The sequence below is a fragment of the Enterobacter sp. ENT02 genome, assembly GCF_019219165.1.
Classification (GTDB): Bacteria; Pseudomonadota; Gammaproteobacteria; order Enterobacterales; family Enterobacteriaceae; genus Enterobacter; species Enterobacter mori.
In genome coordinates, this window is sequence record NZ_JAHUWD010000011.1 from 25,645 (window position 1) to 41,691 (window position 16,047).

Sequence of the window (16,047 nt, forward strand, 5' to 3'; positions counted from 1 at the left end):
CCATATGCGTTTGAAACCCTTAGTGACCGCGCTCTGTGCTGGCGCACTGCTTGCCGCAACACCATTTGCGCAGGCGAAAGATCTGAAGTCCATCGGCGTGACGGTGGGCGACCTGGCTAACCCGTTCTTCGTGCAGATCACCAAAGGTGCCGAGCTGGAAGCGCGCAAGCTGGCTGGCGATAACGTCAAGGTGACGCTGGTTTCCAGCGGTTACGATCTGGGCCAGCAGGTGGCGCAGATCGATAACTTCATCGCCGCGAAGGTGGACATGATCATTCTCAATGCTGCGGATTCCAAAGGGATTGGCCCGGCGGTGAAGCGCGCGAAGGACGCCGGGATCGTGGTCGTTGCGGTTGACGTGGCGGCGGAAGGGGCTGATGCGACCATCACCTCCGATAACACCCAGGCGGGCGAAATGGCCTGTAAGTACATTACCGACCGCCTGAAAGGCAAAGGCAATGTGGTGATCATCAACGGGCCACCGGTCTCTGCGGTGCAGAACCGCGTGGAAGGTTGCCAGACAGAATTCAAAAAACATCCGGATATCAAGGTGCTCTCGGATAACCAGAACGCCAAGGGCAGCCGTGAAGGCGGTCTGGAGGTCATGACCTCTTTGCTGGCGGCCAATCCGAAGATCGACGGCGTATTCGCCATTAACGATCCGACCGCGATCGGTGCCGATCTGGCGGCGAAACAGGCGCAGCGCAACGAGTTCTTTATCGTCGGCGTGGATGGTTCCCCGGACGGTGAGGAAGCACTGAAGCGCGAAAACTCCCTGTTTGTGGCGACCCCAGCGCAGGATCCGCAGGTGATGGCAGCAAAAGCGGTGGAGATCGGCTATGACATTCTACAGGGCAAACCTGCGCCGAAAGCGCCTGTGCTGATCCCGGTGACGATGATCGATAAAAAGAACGTCGGGACCTATAAGGGGTGGACGGTTAAGTAACCTCGTTGCGGCCTGATGCCCTCACCCTAACCCTCTCCCACGGGGAGAGGGCCGGGGTGAGGGGGTGGCATAAAACTCAAGGAGTCCCCATGAAACGCTCCGACATCAATGAAATTCTCGGCCACACGCGACAGTTCTTTTCCATGCACGACGTGCATCTCCCGCCTTTTGCCAGCTTTCCACCCACAAAATGGCAGCAGCTTGACCAGGCCGCATGGCAGGAAGTGTTCGATCTCAAGCTCGGCTGGGACGTGACGGCGTTCGGCAGCAACAGCTTTGCCGCACAGGGGTTAACGCTGTTTACCCTGCGCAACGGCTCGCCCAACGGTGTGCCTTATGAAAAAGGCTATGCCGAAAAAATCATGCACGTGCGCGACGGCCAGGTCACGCCGATGCATTTTCACTGGCGCAAGCGAGAAGACATCATCAACCGGGGCGGCGGGAATCTTATTATTGAGTTATGGAATGCGGGCGCGCATGAAGAAACCGAAAACACGGATGTGACCGTCACGATAGACGGCTGCCGTCAGACCCACGCGCCCGGCAGCCAGCTGCGCCTGCTGCCCGGGGAAAGCATCTGCCTGACGCCCGGTCTGTACCACAGTTTCTGGGGCGAACGCGGCTTCGGAGACGTGCTGGTCGGCGAAGTGTCATCGGTAAACGACGACGAGCACGATAACCACTTTTTGCAGCCCGTTGCCCGCTATAACAACATCGAAGAAGACGAACCGGCAGTGTTGGTGCTGTGCAACGAGTACAACCTGTTTCGGATATAAGGAGTGAATGATGCCATTGATTTCTCTTGCCGACGGTCTTGAGCACGCCCGGAAACATCGCTACGCGCTGGGCGCGTTCAACGTGCTCGACTCCCACTTCCTGCGCGCGCTGTTCGCCGCCGCGAAGCAGGAACGCTCGCCGTTTATCATCAACATCGCCGAAGTGCATTTTAAGTACGTGTCTCTGGATTCTCTTGTCGAGGCGGTTAAGTTCGAAGCCGCTCGTCACGACATTCCCGTGGTGCTTAACCTCGACCACGGGCTGCATTTTGAAGCCGTCGTACGCGCCCTGCGCTTAGGGTTCAGCTCGGTGATGTTCGACGGTTCGACGCTAAGCTACGAGGAAAACATTCGCCAGACGCGGGAAGTGGTAAAGATGTGCCACGCGGTGGGCGTGTCGGTGGAGGCGGAACTGGGCGCGGTCGGTGGTGATGAAGGCGGCGCGCTTTATGGGCATGCGGACGAAGCGTTCTTTACCGACCCGCAGCTGGCGCGCGAATTTGTCGATTCAACCGGCATTGACGCGCTGGCGGTTGCTATCGGCAACGCGCACGGCAAATACAAAGGCGAGCCGAAACTCGATTTCCCACGCCTGGACGCCATTCGCCAGCAGACGGGGCTGCCGCTGGTTTTACACGGCGGCTCAGGGATTAGCGATGCCGACTTCCGCCGCGCCATCGAGCTGGGCATTCATAAAATCAACTTTTATACCGGCATGTCGCAGGCCGCGCTTGCCGCCGTTGAGCAGCGCATGGCAAACCGCCAGCCGCTGTACGATGAATTTGCCGAGCTGCTGCTGGGGATAGAAGAGGCAATAACGGATACGGTCGCCGAACAGATGCGCATCTTCGGCAGCGCGGGGCAGGCATAATGGAACGCAAAGGCATCATCGCCGCAGGCAATATGCTGGTGGATCACGTCCACCAGATCGTGCAGTGGCCGGAGCGCGGCTGGCTGGCGGAAATCACCCACAGCGAACGCTCAACCGGCGGCGCGCCGCTCAACGTGCTGCTGACGCTGGCGAAAATGCACGTTGGCCTGCCGCTACAGGCGGTAGGGCTGATTGGCGAAGACGGCGACGGGGATTACATTCTGGCGATGCTCGACCAGTACCACGTCAACCGCCAGCGCGTGCAGCGCACCACCTTTGCCCCGACCTCCATGTCGCAGGTCATGACCGATCCCAGCGGACAGCGCACCTTCTTCCACTCGCCGGGCGCCAACCGCCTGCTGGATCTTCCCGCCTTCGATCGCTTAGACGAATCGATGAAGATCTTCCATCTCGGCTACCTGCTACTGCTCGACAGCCTGGATATGCCCGATGACGAGTTCGGCACCCGCAGCGCGCGGCTGCTGGCGCAGATGCGCGACCAGGGGTATGAAACCTCGCTCGACCTGGTGTCCCGCAAGGGCGACCCGCGCTACCAGCCGCTGGTGCTCCCTGCCCTGCGCCATCTTGATTATCTGGTTATTAACGAGCTGGAAGCCGGGGAGTTTAGCGGGCTGGAGATGCGCGACGGCAGCGACGCGCTGAACACAGCCCATATTGCTGAAGCCGCCGCGCAGCTGCTGGCGGCAGGCGTTCGTCAGCGGGTGGTGATCCACTGCCCGGAAGGAGCATGGGGGGAAGCGCGGGGTGAGCAAGGCCGCTGGATCCCGTCGTGGATGCTGGAGCAGGAGGAGATTATCGACAGCGTCGGTGCGGGCGATGCGTTTTGCGCGGGGTTCTTATACGGCTGCCATGAATCGCTGTCGCTTACCGAGAGTATTTATCTGGCGCACGCCTGCGCGCGGGCAAGCCTGCTGGCCGCCAACGCAATTGACGGCGCGAAAACGCTGGAGGAGCTGCAGCTGTTTATCAAAGAGAATACCTAGGCCGCTTTCTCGCTATGGGATACATCGGTGGCAAACACGTAACCTAACCCACGGATGGTTTTGATGAGCGCTGGCTGATGCGGGTTAGCCTCGATCTTCCGGCGCAGGCGCATGATCAGCACGTCAATCGTACGGTCGAACACCTCGGTACTTTCACTGTGGGTGAGTTCAAGCAGCTGCTCGCGGCTGAGTACCCGGCGGGCATTTTGCGTGAGCGCCAGCAGCAGGCCGTACTCCCCCTGCGTTAAAGGGACGGTGTTACGCTGCGGATCGCTCAGCTCGCAGCGGGTGGTATCCAGCGTCCAGCCGTTGAAAGCAACGCCCGCCGCACGCGGCGCGGGGGCTTCTGCTGCCAGCACGCCCGTCCGGCGCAGTACCGCTTTCACGCGGGCAACTACCACGCGCGGGTTAAACGGTTTGCCAATGTAATCGTCGGCGCCCATCTCCAGACCCACGACCACGTCTGATTCACTGCCCAGCCCCGTCAACATGACCACCGGTAGTTCTGGCCGCTGCTTTTGCAACTGGAGTAATACCTGCAGGCCGTTGATATCCGGCAGCATCATGTCCAGCAGCACGAGTGCGATACCCGGTTCCTGATGTACCCGGTTCAGCGCGTCCTGTCCGCTATGGCAGACGAGCACGGTAAAGACGTGCTCGCTGAGCACGTCCTGCAGCAATTCACACACTGCCGTATCGTCATCAACCACCAGAATCGCCGGTTTCATCGTATGCTTCCGTCAGGGGATTATGTTAAGTGTGAACCATTCTGCCGTCGGCTCCAGCCAAATTGTTTTTTACGTGACGGAATTTCAACCCATGTCACATCCGTAACCCTTTCGACACGTCAATTTTGACGATTGCCTGTTTTTCGTCAGGGTTTTGCGCGCATATCAGCCGTACAGTCTGAATATACCCACATTAAAAACATGGCATAAAAGCTGCATAGTGGGTGCGAAAGATTCGATTAACTGGAGCAGACTGATGAAAAAAGTCGTCACGGTTTGCCCTTATTGTGCCTCAGGTTGCAAGATCCACCTGGTGGTCGATAACGGCAAAATCGTCCGGGCAGAGGCCGCACAGGGGAAAACCAACCAGGGCACGCTGTGCCTGAAAGGTTACTACGGCTGGGATTTTATTAACGATACCCAAATCCTCACCCCGCGCCTGAAAACCCCTATGATCCGCCGCGAGCGCGGCGGCAAGCTGGAAGCCGTCACCTGGAGCGAGGCGCTCGATTACGTCGCCACGCGCCTCAGCGCCATCAAGGCCAAGTATGGCCCGGATGCGATTCAGACCACCGGCTCCTCACGCGGGACGGGGAATGAAACCAACTATGTGATGCAAAAATTCGCGCGCGCCGTTATTGGTACCAATAACGTCGACTGCTGCGCTCGCGTCTGACACGGCCCATCGGTTGCAGGTCTGCACCAGTCGGTCGGTAACGGCGCAATGAGTAATGCCATCAACGAGATAGATAATACCGATCTCGTGTTTATTTTCGGCTATAACCCGGCGGATTCTCACCCTATCGTCGCGAACCACGTTATTCGCGCTAAACAGAATGGGGCGAAAATCATCGTCTGCGATCCGCGCAAAATTGAAACCGCGCGCATTGCGGATATGCACATCGCGTTAAAAAACGGCTCGAACATCGCGCTGCTGAACGCAATGGGGCACGTCATTATTGAGGAGAACCTATACGACCAGACGTTTGTCGCAAGCCGTACGGAAGGCTTTGAAGAGTATAGGAAAATTGTCGAAGGCTATACGCCAGAGTCGGTTGAAACGATAACCGGCGTCAGCGCGCAGGAGATCCGCCAGGCGGCACGCATGTACGCGGCAGCGAAAACCGCGGCCATTCTGTGGGGCATGGGCGTCACCCAGTTCTACCAGGGCGTGGAAACCGTGCGTTCCCTGACCAGCCTCGCGATGCTGACGGGCAATCTGGGCAAGGCGCACGTCGGCGTGAACCCGGTGCGCGGTCAGAATAACGTCCAGGGTGCCTGTGATATGGGCGCGCTGCCGGACACCTATCCGGGCTATCAGTACGTCAAGTTCCCGGAAAATCGCGAGAAATTCGCGAAGGCCTGGGGCGTGGATAGCCTGCCGGAACATACCGGGTATCGCATCAGCGAGCTGCCGCACCGCGCGGCGCACGGCGAAGTGCGTGCGGCCTACATCATGGGTGAAGATCCGCTCCAGACCGACGCCGAGCTGTCTGCGGTGCGTAAAGGGTTTGAGGATCTGGAGCTGGTGATTGTCCAGGATATCTTTATGACCAAAACCGCGGCGGCGGCGGATGTGATTTTACCGTCGACCTCCTGGGGCGAGCATGAGGGCGTCTACACGGCGGCAGACCGCGGCTTCCAGCGCTTCTTTAAGGCGGTCGAGCCGAAGTGGGATCTGAAAACCGACTGGCAGATTATCAGTGAAATTGCCACCCGCATGGGCTACCCGATGCACTACAACAACACTCAGGAGATCTGGGACGAGTTGCGCAGTCTGTGTCCGGATTTTTATGGGGCAACCTATGAAAAAATGGGTGAGCTGGGCTACATCCAGTGGCCGTGTCGCGATGAGTCCGAAGCCGACCAGGGAACGTCGTACCTCTTCAAAGAGAAATTCGACACCCCGAACGGGCTGGCGCAGTTCTTCACCTGCGACTGGGTCGCGCCAATCGATAAGCTCACCGATGAGTATCCGATGGTGCTCTCCACCGTGCGTGAAGTGGGCCACTACTCCTGCCGTTCGATGACCGGAAACTGCGCCGCGCTGGCGGCGCTGGCGGACGAACCGGGATACGCACAAATCAACACCGCCGACGCGGAGCGCCTCGGCATTGAGGATGAAGCGCTGGTGTGGGTGAACTCGCGTAAGGGCCGCATCATCACCCGTGCGCAGGTCAGCGACCGTCCGAATAAAGGCACGGTCTATATGACCTACCAGTGGTGGATTGGCGCCTGCAACGAGCTGGTGACGGAGAACTTAAGCCCGATAACCAAAACGCCGGAGTATAAATACTGCGCCGTAAACGTGGAGCCGATTGCGGATCAGCACGCTGCGGAACAGTATGTGATCGACGAATATAACAAGCTGAAAGCCCGACTGCGCGAAAGCGCAATGGGTTGATGCCGTTAATTAAACGATGAATAAAGGGAGTGAGATATTCACTCCCTTTTTATTTCCGCTTAACCCATTAAAAATATCAATTATTATTCTGGAAAGCGGCTCGCAGAAATAATGTAATTCGTGCGAAAAAGAATTACATCTTTGCATTTTAATTCAGAGGGATAAGATGTGCGGCGGGTGCTTAAGACTTTCTGTCTTGAGCATTGTTGAGGGACAGAAAGTAGGAAGCCCCGGGAAATTTTCATTTACCCGAGGCTACTCCCTCAACTCCCAACAAGTTGAGAGTAGCCTCTTATTCTTTTTTACACAAGGAGTAAAAGGCATGACGCCATTAAAAACTGCGTTAGGCATCGTCTTTATTATTTGCCTGACGATAGTGATCTTTACCTTTATTACTCGCGGCAGGCTCTGCGAGTTTTCAATAAAGAGTGAGCATCAGGAGGTGGCGGCGAAATTAGCCTGCAACGCAGGCTAACCTCTGCGGGCGGAACGACGATTCCGCCCGGCTTGTAGGATGCTGAGGTCTTAATGCACCCATTTTTTTCTTCTGTCGCCGCGATTATACTGCGCGGCATGTACCCAGATGATAAGAACCCATGAAACCTATTTTTCTGTTGTTGTTACTTTTTACATCGCTTGTTCGTGCCGATGAGATTGGCAGCCAGTACAAGGAACAGGCTGAAGCGGGTGACGCCCGTGCCCAGTATTATTTGGCCGATACGTACTTTAGCTCCGGCGACAGCAAGCAAGCGGCACTGTGGGCCGAGAAATCCGCAAAAGGTGGCGATGTTGACGCCATGGGGCTGCTCTCGCAAATCCTCTTTACCCAGGGAAATTATGCGCAAGCTAAGGCGCTGGCGCAGCAGGCAACCATCGCGGGCAGCAAGCGTGGTGCAATCATGCTGGCGCGCGTGCTGGTGAACACCCAGGCGGGGAAAACTGACTATCCGCAGGCGATCAAACTGCTGCAAACGGCTACCGAGGATATCGACAACGACTCCGCGGTTGATGCGCAACTGCTGCTGGGGCTGATTTATGCCAACGGCGTGGAAGTGGTGCAGGATGACGCTCAGGCAGCTGCGTGGTTTAAGCGCAGTTCGTCTCTTTCACGTACGGGCTACGCAGAATACTGGGCTGGGATGCTGTTCCAGCAGGGCGAGAAAGGCTTTATCAAGCCAAATAAACAGAAAGCGCTCTACTGGTTGAACCTGAGCTGTACGGAAGGATTTGATACGGGATGTGAAGAGTTTGATGCGTTAAGCGGAGAATAACGTGCCGGGTGGCGGCTTCGCCTTACCCGGCCTACAAAACCCGTAGACCCGGTAAGCGCAGCGCCACCGGGCTTAGGATGTTACTGGTCAGCCGTCTTATCAAAACGACCCAGCACCTCACGTTCATACGCCAGCGCTTTTTTGCGGTCGAATTTGTGTTCCCACTTGGCGATAACCAGCACCGCCAGGGCATTCCCCACCACGTTCAGCGCGGTACGCGCCATGTCGAGGATACGGTCAACACCGGCGATAAACGCCAGACCTTCCAGCGGAATACCGACGCTGCCAAGCGTTGCCAGCAGCACCACGAAGGAGACGCCCGGAACGCCTGCAATACCTTTGGACGTCACCATCAGCGTCAGCACCAGCACGATCTCCTGCCACAGCGACAGGTCAATGCCGTACAGCTGCGCAATAAAGATAGCGGCGATACTCTGGTACAACGTTGAACCGTCCAGGTTAAAGGAGTAGCCGGTCGGTACCACGAAGCTGGTAATAGAGGCAGGCGCGCCGTAGGCTTCCATCTTCTCAATGATACGCGGCAGCACGCTCTCAGAGCTTGCCGTGGAGTACGCCAGAATCAATTCATCCTTCAGGATACGGATCAAGATCCAGATGCTCAGCCCGCACAGGCGCGCCACAATGCCCAGCACCACCAGCGCGAAGAACAGGATGGCGAAGTGCACCAGGATCACCAGCTTCGCCAGCGGCCACAGGGAGGCAAAACCGAAGTTCGCCACGGTGACGGCAATAAGCGCGAACACCCCGACCGGCGCGTAACGCATCACCATGTGGGTCACTTTAAACATGGTTTCAGAGATAGAACGGAACACGGTGACCAGCGGCTCACGGTGCGTCGCCGGCAGGGAAGAAAGCCCCAGACCAAACAGCACAGAGAAGAAGATGATCGGCAGCATCTCGCCCTTCGCCATTGATGCCACGATGTTGGTCGGCACCAGCGAAAGAATAGTACCCATCAGGCCGTGCGCGTGGCTCTGGACGTCAGCGGTCGTGCTTTGATATTTCGAAATATCCACCGTCGCCAGCTGCGACATATCGATCCCGGAACCTGGCTGGAACACGTTCGCCAGCGTAATACCGAGGATAATCGCAACCGTAGTGATCACTTCGAAATAAAGAATGGTCTTCGCACCGATGCGGCCTAACTGCTTCGCATCACCGACACCCGCAATACCGACCACCAGCGTCGAGATCACAATCGGTACCACAATCATCTTAATCAGATGAATAAAGATATCCCCTGCAGGTGAAAGCAGGTTCGCAATCAGCCATTCGCGGCTGTCGCTATGATAATGCAGGTAACTGCCCAGCAAGATGCCCAGCACAAGGGCGATTAAGATCTGCCAGGCAAGGCTGACTTTAACGTTTTTCATAGAAACTGACTTCCTCAATGAAGCGCCTTATTCACTCAAACTGCATGAATATGGGGACATACTGAAAGGGTATGAATTGTGTTGCGTTGGTTTATGGGATTTTTTAACGCGGCGTATGAGTATCATTTGCGCGGCCTGTTGCGCAAGCCTTAAAGAACGACGCATTTCACTCGAAAAAGCGGGGATGACGGGAGTTTGTCCTAATTCTAATAAATAACCTTTTGTTATAAAAAAGCTTTTTTAAACATAAATGTGAATAATCGTTAGCGTAAATTATTTCCCTTCAAAGTTTCATTCGCTCATTTTTCAGCCTATTCAAACAATGCGTGATCTGCCGCCCAAATACTAAACAAAGCTTGTAAAGCCCCTACAATTAACGTTTTTGCGACATATTATTAACATCTTACACGGAGAAAAAAAGCCATGAGCCAAATCCATAAACACGACATTCCCGCAAATATTGCGGACCGTTGCCTGATAAACCCGGAGCAGTACCACGAGAAGTATCAGCAATCCATCTCCAGCCCTGACCTCTTCTGGGGTGAGCAAGGCCATATCCTTGACTGGATCAAACCGTATCAGAAGGTGAAGAACACCTCCTTTGCACCGGGTAACGTCTCCATTAAATGGTATGAAGACGGCACGCTCAACCTGGCAGCGAACTGCCTTGACCGCCACCTCGCCGAGCGCGGCAACGAAACGGCCATTATCTGGGAAGGCGATGATGCCTCGCAGAGTAAACATATCACCTATAACGAACTCCATCGCGATGTCTGCCGCTTCGCCAACGTATTGCTGGAACAGGGTATTAAAAAAGGCGACGTTGTTGCTATTTATATGCCGATGGTACCGGAAGCGGCGGTTGCCATGCTGGCCTGCGCGCGCATCGGTGCGATCCACTCCGTTATCTTCGGCGGCTTCTCACCGGAGGCGGTTGCCGGGCGTATCGTTGACTCTAACTCGAAGCTGGTGATCACCGCTGACGAAGGCGTGCGCGCCGGTCGCGGTATCCCCCTGAAGAAAAACGTCGACGAAGCGCTGAAAAACCCCAATGTGAAAACCATCAGCAACGTCATCGTGCTCAAGCGTACCGGCGGCAAGATCGACTGGAATGAAGGGCGCGACCTCTGGTGGAGCGACCTGATTGAAAAAGCGAGTGACCAGCATCAGCCGGAAGAGATGAATGCGGAAGACCCGCTGTTCATCCTTTATACCTCCGGCTCAACCGGCAAACCGAAAGGTGTGCTGCACACCACCGGCGGCTATCTGGTCTATGCGGCCACCACCTTCAAATACGTCTTCGACTACCATCCGGGCGACATCTACTGGTGTACCGCCGACGTGGGCTGGGTCACCGGCCATAGCTACCTGCTGTACGGCCCGCTGGCCTGCGGCGCAACGACGCTGATGTTTGAAGGCGTCCCGAACTGGCCGACCCCGGCGCGCATGTGTCAGGTGGTCGACAAGCACCAGGTCAACATTCTCTACACCGCGCCAACGGCGATCCGTGCGTTAATGGCGGAAGGCGACAAAGCCATCGAGGGCACCGACCGCTCATCATTGCGCATCCTCGGTTCCGTGGGTGAGCCCATCAACCCGGAAGCCTGGGAGTGGTACTGGAAGAAAATCGGCAACGAGAAATGCCCGGTGATGGACACCTGGTGGCAGACCGAAACCGGCGGTTTTATGATCACCCCGATGCCGGGCGCCACCCAGCTGAAAGCGGGTTCCGCAACCCGTCCGTTCTTCGGCGTGCAGCCTGCGCTGGTGGATAACGAAGGCAATCCGCAGGAAGGGGCCACCGAGGGCAACCTGGTGATCACAGACTCCTGGCCGGGTCAGGCGCGAACTCTGTTCGGCGACCACGAGCGCTTCGAGCAGACCTACTTCTCGACCTTTAAAAACATGTACTTCAGCGGCGACGGCGCGCGTCGTGACGAAGATGGCTATTACTGGATAACCGGACGCGTGGACGACGTGCTGAACGTCTCCGGCCACCGTCTGGGCACGGCTGAGATTGAATCAGCCCTCGTGTCGCATCCGAAGATTGCCGAAGCCGCCGTGGTGGGGATTCCGCACAACATCAAAGGCCAGGCGATTTACGCGTACGTCACCCTGAACCACGGGGAAGAACCGTCGCCAGAGCTGTACACCGAAGTGCGCAACTGGGTCCGTAAAGAGATTGGCCCGCTTGCCACGCCGGACGTGCTGCACTGGACTGATTCGCTGCCGAAAACCCGCTCCGGCAAAATCATGCGTCGTATCTTGCGCAAAATCGCGGCCGGGGACACCAGCAATCTCGGTGATACCTCAACGCTCGCGGATCCTGGCGTGGTGGACAAACTGCTCGAAGAGAAGCAGGCCATCGCAATGCCTTCATGATTTTTTCTCCCTCTCCCCGTGGGAGAGGGCCGGGGTGAGGGCATCAGACCGCACCTTCCTCCCCTCACCCTAACCCTCTCCCCATAGGGGAGAGGGGATAAAACAAACCAACCTTACCTCTGGAGATTTCTGTGATGAATAACGATATTTATCAGCAGATAGAGAATAGTGCGCACTACAGGGAGCTCGTCGATAAACGGCAACGGTTTGCCTTCTTACTATCCATCATCATGCTGATTATCTACGTCGGCTTTATTATGCTGATCGCCTTTGCCCCGCACTGGCTGGGCACCCCGCTGCACGCGGGTACCAGCGTGACGCGCGGTATTCCCATCGGCATTGGCGTGATTGTCATTTCATTTGTGCTGACCGGCGTTTACGTCTGGCGCGCGAACGGTGAATTCGATCGTCTTAATAAAGCGGTACTGCAAGAGGTAAAAGCGTCATGAAGCGAGTCCTGACGGCGCTAGCCGCCACACTTCCCTTTGCCGCCAGCGCGGCGGATGCCATTACCGGCGAAGTACAGCGCCAGCCAACTAACTGGCAGGCGATTGTGATGTTCCTGATTTTCGTCCTGCTGACGCTGTACATCACCTACTGGGCGTCGAAACGCGTGCGCTCCCGTAATGATTATTACACCGCAGGCGGCAACATTACCGGTTTCCAGAACGGGCTGGCGATTGCGGGTGACTTTATGTCCGCAGCCTCGTTCCTTGGGATTTCTGCGCTGGTGTACACCTCCGGCTATGACGGTTTGATCTACTCCCTCGGCTTCCTCGTCGGCTGGCCGATCATTCTGTTCCTGATTGCCGAACGCTTGCGCAACCTGGGCCGTTACACCTTCGCTGACGTGGCATCCTATCGCCTGAAGCAGGGGCCGATTCGCACCCTCTCCGCCTGCGGCTCGCTGGTGGTGGTGGCGCTGTATCTGATTGCCCAGATGGTGGGCGCGGGCAAGCTTATCGAACTGCTGTTTGGCCTGAACTACCACGTCGCGGTGGTGCTGGTCGGCGTGCTGATGGTGATGTACGTCCTGTTTGGCGGCATGCTGGCGACGACCTGGGTGCAGATCATCAAAGCCGTCCTGCTGCTGTTCGGCGCCAGCTTTATGGCCTTTATGGTGATGAAACACGTCGGCTTCAGCTTCAATAACCTGTTTACCGAAGCGATGGCGGTCCACCCGAAAGGGGAAGCGATCATGAGCCCGGGCGGGCTGGTGAAAGATCCGATATCCGCGCTCTCTCTCGGTCTCGGCCTGATGTTCGGCACCGCGGGTCTGCCGCATATCCTGATGCGCTTCTTTACCGTGAGCGATGCGCGTGAAGCACGTAAAAGCGTCTTCTATGCCACCGGCTTTATGGGTTACTTCTACATTCTGACCTTTATCATCGGCTTTGGCGCGATCATGCTGGTGGGGGCGAACCCGGCGTTTAAAGACGCGGCGGGCGCGTTGATTGGCGGTAACAACATGGCGGCGGTGCACCTGGCCGACGCGGTTGGCGGTAACCTGTTCCTCGGCTTTATCTCCGCCGTGGCCTTCGCCACCATCCTCGCGGTGGTTGCAGGGCTGACGCTGGCAGGCGCGTCTGCGGTGTCGCATGACCTCTACGCCAACGTGATCCGTAAAGGGGCAAGCGAACGTGATGAGCTCAAAGTCTCTAAAATCACCGTACTGGTGCTGGGCGTGGTCGCCATTCTGCTGGGCATCCTGTTCGAGAAACAGAACATCGCCTTTATGGTGGGGCTGGCCTTCTCGATTGCCGCAAGCTGCAACTTCCCGATCATCCTGCTCTCCATGTACTGGTCAAAACTGACCACCCGTGGGGCGATGATTGGCGGCTGGCTGGGTCTGCTGACGGCGGTGATCCTGATGGTTCTCGGTCCAACCATCTGGGTGCAGATCCTCGGTCACGCAAGCGCCATCTTCCCGTATGAATACCCGGCGCTGTTCTCCATTGCCGTGGCGTTTATCGGGATCTGGTTCTTCTCGGCCACCGACAATTCGCCGGAGGGTAACCTGGAGCGTGAGAAATTCCGCGCCCAGTTTATCCGCTCACAAACCGGTCTCGGCGTCGAGCAGGGCCGCGCGCACTAAGCCTTTCTCCCCGGTCATTCTGGCCGGGGAGCTTAAAACATCGCCCACGCCACCAGCGGCGCAATCAGCACCATTACCACGCCCGACAGCATCATCACCAGGCTCGCAACCACGCCCTCCTGCTGACCCAGCTCATACGAACGCGCCGTTCCCGCGCCGTGCGACGCAGCGCCGAACCCTGCCCCTTTCGCCATGCCTTCGCGAATGGAAAGCCGCAGGAACAGCACATCACCCACCGCCATGCCAAACACGCCCGTCACCACCACAAACAGCGCCACCAGATCCGGCTGCCCGCCGAGCGGTTTGGCCGCCGCCAGCGCAAACGGCGTGGTCACCGAGCGCACGGCGAGGCTGCGCTGAATTTCATCGGACAAGGTAAACAGCCGTGCCAGCCAGACAGAACTGCACACTGCGACCACCGTGGCGGTGATCACACCTGCGCTGAGCGACATCCAGTGACGTTTGATAATCGCCAGGTTGTCGTAAACGGGGACGGCAAAAGCGATGGTCGCCGGGCCAAGCAGCCACAACAGCCAGTGGGATTCACCAATGTAGTTCTGCCAGGAGATATGGCCGAAGACCAGCATCAGTACCAGCAGGATCGGCGTGAAGACCAGCGGCATTAGCGGCAGGGCGTGAAAGCGGCGGTACAGTCGCTTATTGGCAAAGTAGATAATTAGCGTGGCAACCAGGCACAGCACGCTAATCTGAAAGTTAGTCATGCTTCTGCCTGCTGATTTCAAAGCGATACACTTTATCCACCACCCAGGCGGTCGCCCCCAGCACCATCAGCGTGCTTAACGCGATGACCGCAAAGATGCGCCATCCGTCGACCATCAGCAGCTGCGCGTAATTCACTACCGCTACTACGGCAGGGACAAAGAACAGCAGCATCTCCGCCAGCAGCCAGCGCGCCCCGGCGCGTACCCAGTTAAGGGGGATCACGCGACAGAGAATAAGCGTCAGCATCAGCAGCATACCGACAAGATTCGCAGGCAGCGGCAGATGCAGCCAACCGACGAGATATTCAGCGAAAACAAACAGTCCCGCGTAGAGCAGTACCTGAACCGGTACCTGGAGTCGTTGCACAACGGCAGGCGTAACACGGCTTAACGCCACGGCCATGGAGGGTTTCCTCAAAAATGAGACGAGGCGCCAGTATAGAGACCGCACGGTGTGGACTGAAATGAATTAAAATCATCGAAGGTATAGTTTCGAGGAATAATCATGGACATAAGAACGCTGCGCTATTTTGTCGAAGTGGTTCGCCAGCAAAGTTTTACCCGCGCAGCGGAGAAGTTGTTCGTTACCCAGCCTACCATCAGCAAGATGCTGAAAAACCTCGAAGACGAGCTGAACTGTACTCTGCTGATCCGCGACGGGCGCAAGCTGTTGCTGACCGACACCGGACGCGTGGTGTTCGAGCGCGGGCTGGCGATTCTGGCTGAGTTCCGCCAGCTGGAGGCGGAGCTGGGCGACATCAACCACCTGACGAAAGGGGTGCTGCGCCTCGGCATTCCACCGATGGTGGGGATGATGATGGCCGGGCCGATTAGCCTGTTCCGCCAGCGTTATCCCGGCGTTGAGCTGAAAATTTCAGAATTTGGCGGCTTAACCGTTCAGCAGGCGGTCACCAACGGCGATTTGGACGTGGCGATGACCGCCCTTCCCGTTGAGGAGGAGAGCGGACTGGCGACGCTGCCGCTCTTTAGCCACCCGCTGTGCGTGCTGGTGCCCCGCTCCGGTGAATGGCTGAAGATAGACTCGGTGAAGCCCGAACTGCTCGGCGAGCACCCTCTGCTGATTTACAACGAAGATTTCGCCCTCAGCCGCCAGCTGATGGCGCTGTTTAATCAACACAACGTCAAGCCCCGCATCGCGGTACGCAGCGGCCAGTGGGATTTCCTGGCGGCGATGGTACAGGCAGGCGTGGGGATTGCCATTCTGCCGCAGCCTATCTGCGAGCGGCTGGATAAAAACACGCTACGCTGGATCCCGCTGGAGAGCGACCTGCACTGGCAGCTAGGGATGATCTGGCGAGAAGGGGTGTATCTGTCGCACAGCGCGCAGGCGTGGTTGCAGTGTTGTGAGGGGTTTTGGATCCCCTCACCCTAACCCTCTTCCACAGGGAGAGGGAACCGATCGAGCACGTAGGCCCGGTAAGCGCAGCGCCACC

15 protein-coding genes are annotated in these 16,047 nt (G+C 57.3%); 11 read left to right on the plus strand and 4 right to left on the minus strand.

From position 1 onward, the window contains the following. The first annotated feature begins 4 nt into the window (after nt 1-4). From KW829_RS21435 to KW829_RS21450, 4 genes are all read left to right on the plus strand, one after another. Nucleotides 5-946 carry an ABC transporter substrate-binding protein gene (locus KW829_RS21435; RefSeq protein ID WP_021242935.1) on the plus strand — a complete coding sequence of 314 codons (942 nt, stop codon included), beginning with the start codon at nt 5-7 and terminating at the stop codon, nt 944-946. Between the two features lie 89 nt (nt 947-1,035). Then, the gene (locus tag KW829_RS21440; protein WP_172701658.1) at nt 1,036-1,722 is read left to right on the plus strand and encodes a D-lyxose/D-mannose family sugar isomerase; all 687 of its coding nucleotides are present in this window, start codon (nt 1,036-1,038) and stop codon (nt 1,720-1,722) included. 10 nt (nt 1,723-1,732) lie between these two features. Then, nucleotides 1,733-2,593, plus strand: coding sequence for a ketose 1,6-bisphosphate aldolase (locus tag KW829_RS21445; RefSeq protein ID WP_042719153.1), 861 nt, complete (start codon nt 1,733-1,735; stop codon nt 2,591-2,593). Next, the gene (locus KW829_RS21450; protein WP_218309038.1) at nt 2,593-3,597 is read left to right on the plus strand and encodes a carbohydrate kinase family protein; all 1,005 of its coding nucleotides are present in this window, start codon (nt 2,593-2,595) and stop codon (nt 3,595-3,597) included. Before KW829_RS21445 ends, KW829_RS21450 begins: the two co-directional genes overlap by 1 nt. On the opposite strand, the gene KW829_RS21455 is transcribed toward KW829_RS21450, so the two are convergent. Continuing rightward, on the minus strand, nt 3,594-4,325 hold the full coding sequence (locus tag KW829_RS21455) for a response regulator (protein WP_218309039.1): 732 nt from the start codon (nt 4,323-4,325) through the stop codon (nt 3,594-3,596). The genes KW829_RS21450 and KW829_RS21455 overlap by 4 nt on opposite strands. A 256-nt stretch (nt 4,326-4,581) precedes the next feature. Here KW829_RS21455 and fdhF point away from each other — a divergent pair, with 256 nt between their 5' ends. From fdhF to KW829_RS21470, 3 genes are all read left to right on the plus strand, one after another. Then, nucleotides 4,582-6,729 (plus strand): formate dehydrogenase subunit alpha, encoded by a 2,148-nt coding sequence (fdhF, locus tag KW829_RS21460; protein ID WP_218309040.1) that lies wholly within the window; start codon nt 4,582-4,584, stop codon nt 6,727-6,729. Nucleotides 6,730-7,051: 322 nt separating this feature from the next. After that, on the plus strand, nt 7,052-7,204 hold the full coding sequence (locus KW829_RS21465; RefSeq protein WP_042719158.1) for a Hok/Gef family protein: 153 nt from the start codon (nt 7,052-7,054) through the stop codon (nt 7,202-7,204). 121 nt (nt 7,205-7,325) lie between these two features. After that, nucleotides 7,326-8,000 carry a tetratricopeptide repeat protein gene (locus KW829_RS21470; protein ID WP_218309042.1) on the plus strand — a complete coding sequence of 225 codons (675 nt, stop codon included), beginning with the start codon at nt 7,326-7,328 and terminating at the stop codon, nt 7,998-8,000. A gap of 80 nt (nt 8,001-8,080) precedes the next feature. Here KW829_RS21470 and gltP read toward each other — a convergent pair whose 3' ends face one another. Further along, complete coding sequence (gene gltP, locus KW829_RS21475) at nt 8,081-9,394, minus strand: glutamate/aspartate:proton symporter GltP (RefSeq protein WP_089598629.1); 1,314 nt, start codon at nt 9,392-9,394, stop codon at nt 8,081-8,083. 423 nt (nt 9,395-9,817) lie between these two features. Between gltP and acs the strand changes: the two genes are divergently transcribed. The 3 genes from acs to actP all read left to right on the plus strand — a co-directional run bounded on the left by acs (nt 9,818) and on the right by actP (nt 13,871). Beyond that, nucleotides 9,818-11,776, plus strand: coding sequence for an acetate--CoA ligase (acs, locus tag KW829_RS21480; protein ID WP_218309043.1), 1,959 nt, complete (start codon nt 9,818-9,820; stop codon nt 11,774-11,776). Between the two features lie 134 nt (nt 11,777-11,910). Next, nucleotides 11,911-12,225, plus strand: coding sequence for a DUF485 domain-containing protein (locus KW829_RS21485; RefSeq protein ID WP_218309044.1), 315 nt, complete (start codon nt 11,911-11,913; stop codon nt 12,223-12,225). Further along, the gene (gene actP, locus KW829_RS21490) at nt 12,222-13,871 is read left to right on the plus strand and encodes a cation/acetate symporter ActP (RefSeq protein ID WP_218309045.1); all 1,650 of its coding nucleotides are present in this window, start codon (nt 12,222-12,224) and stop codon (nt 13,869-13,871) included. The genes KW829_RS21485 and actP overlap by 4 nt, the downstream gene beginning before the upstream one ends. Before the next feature lie 32 nt (nt 13,872-13,903). Here the strand turns inward: actP and KW829_RS21495 are convergent, their stop codons facing one another. Both KW829_RS21495 and KW829_RS21500 read right to left on the minus strand, forming a co-directional pair. Further along, nucleotides 13,904-14,593, minus strand: a complete 690-nt coding sequence (locus KW829_RS21495; RefSeq protein WP_089598627.1) for an LrgB family protein — start codon at nt 14,591-14,593, stop codon at nt 13,904-13,906. Continuing rightward, nucleotides 14,586-14,996, minus strand: a complete 411-nt coding sequence (locus tag KW829_RS21500) for a CidA/LrgA family protein (protein ID WP_059312929.1) — start codon at nt 14,994-14,996, stop codon at nt 14,586-14,588. Before KW829_RS21500 ends, KW829_RS21495 begins: the two co-directional genes overlap by 8 nt. 102 nt (nt 14,997-15,098) lie before the next feature. Here KW829_RS21500 and KW829_RS21505 point away from each other — a divergent pair, with 102 nt between their 5' ends. After that, a complete protein-coding gene (locus tag KW829_RS21505; RefSeq protein WP_214606307.1) occupies nt 15,099-15,986 on the plus strand; it encodes a LysR family transcriptional regulator in 888 nt (295 codons plus the stop codon). Nucleotides 15,987-16,047 lie beyond the last annotated feature (61 nt).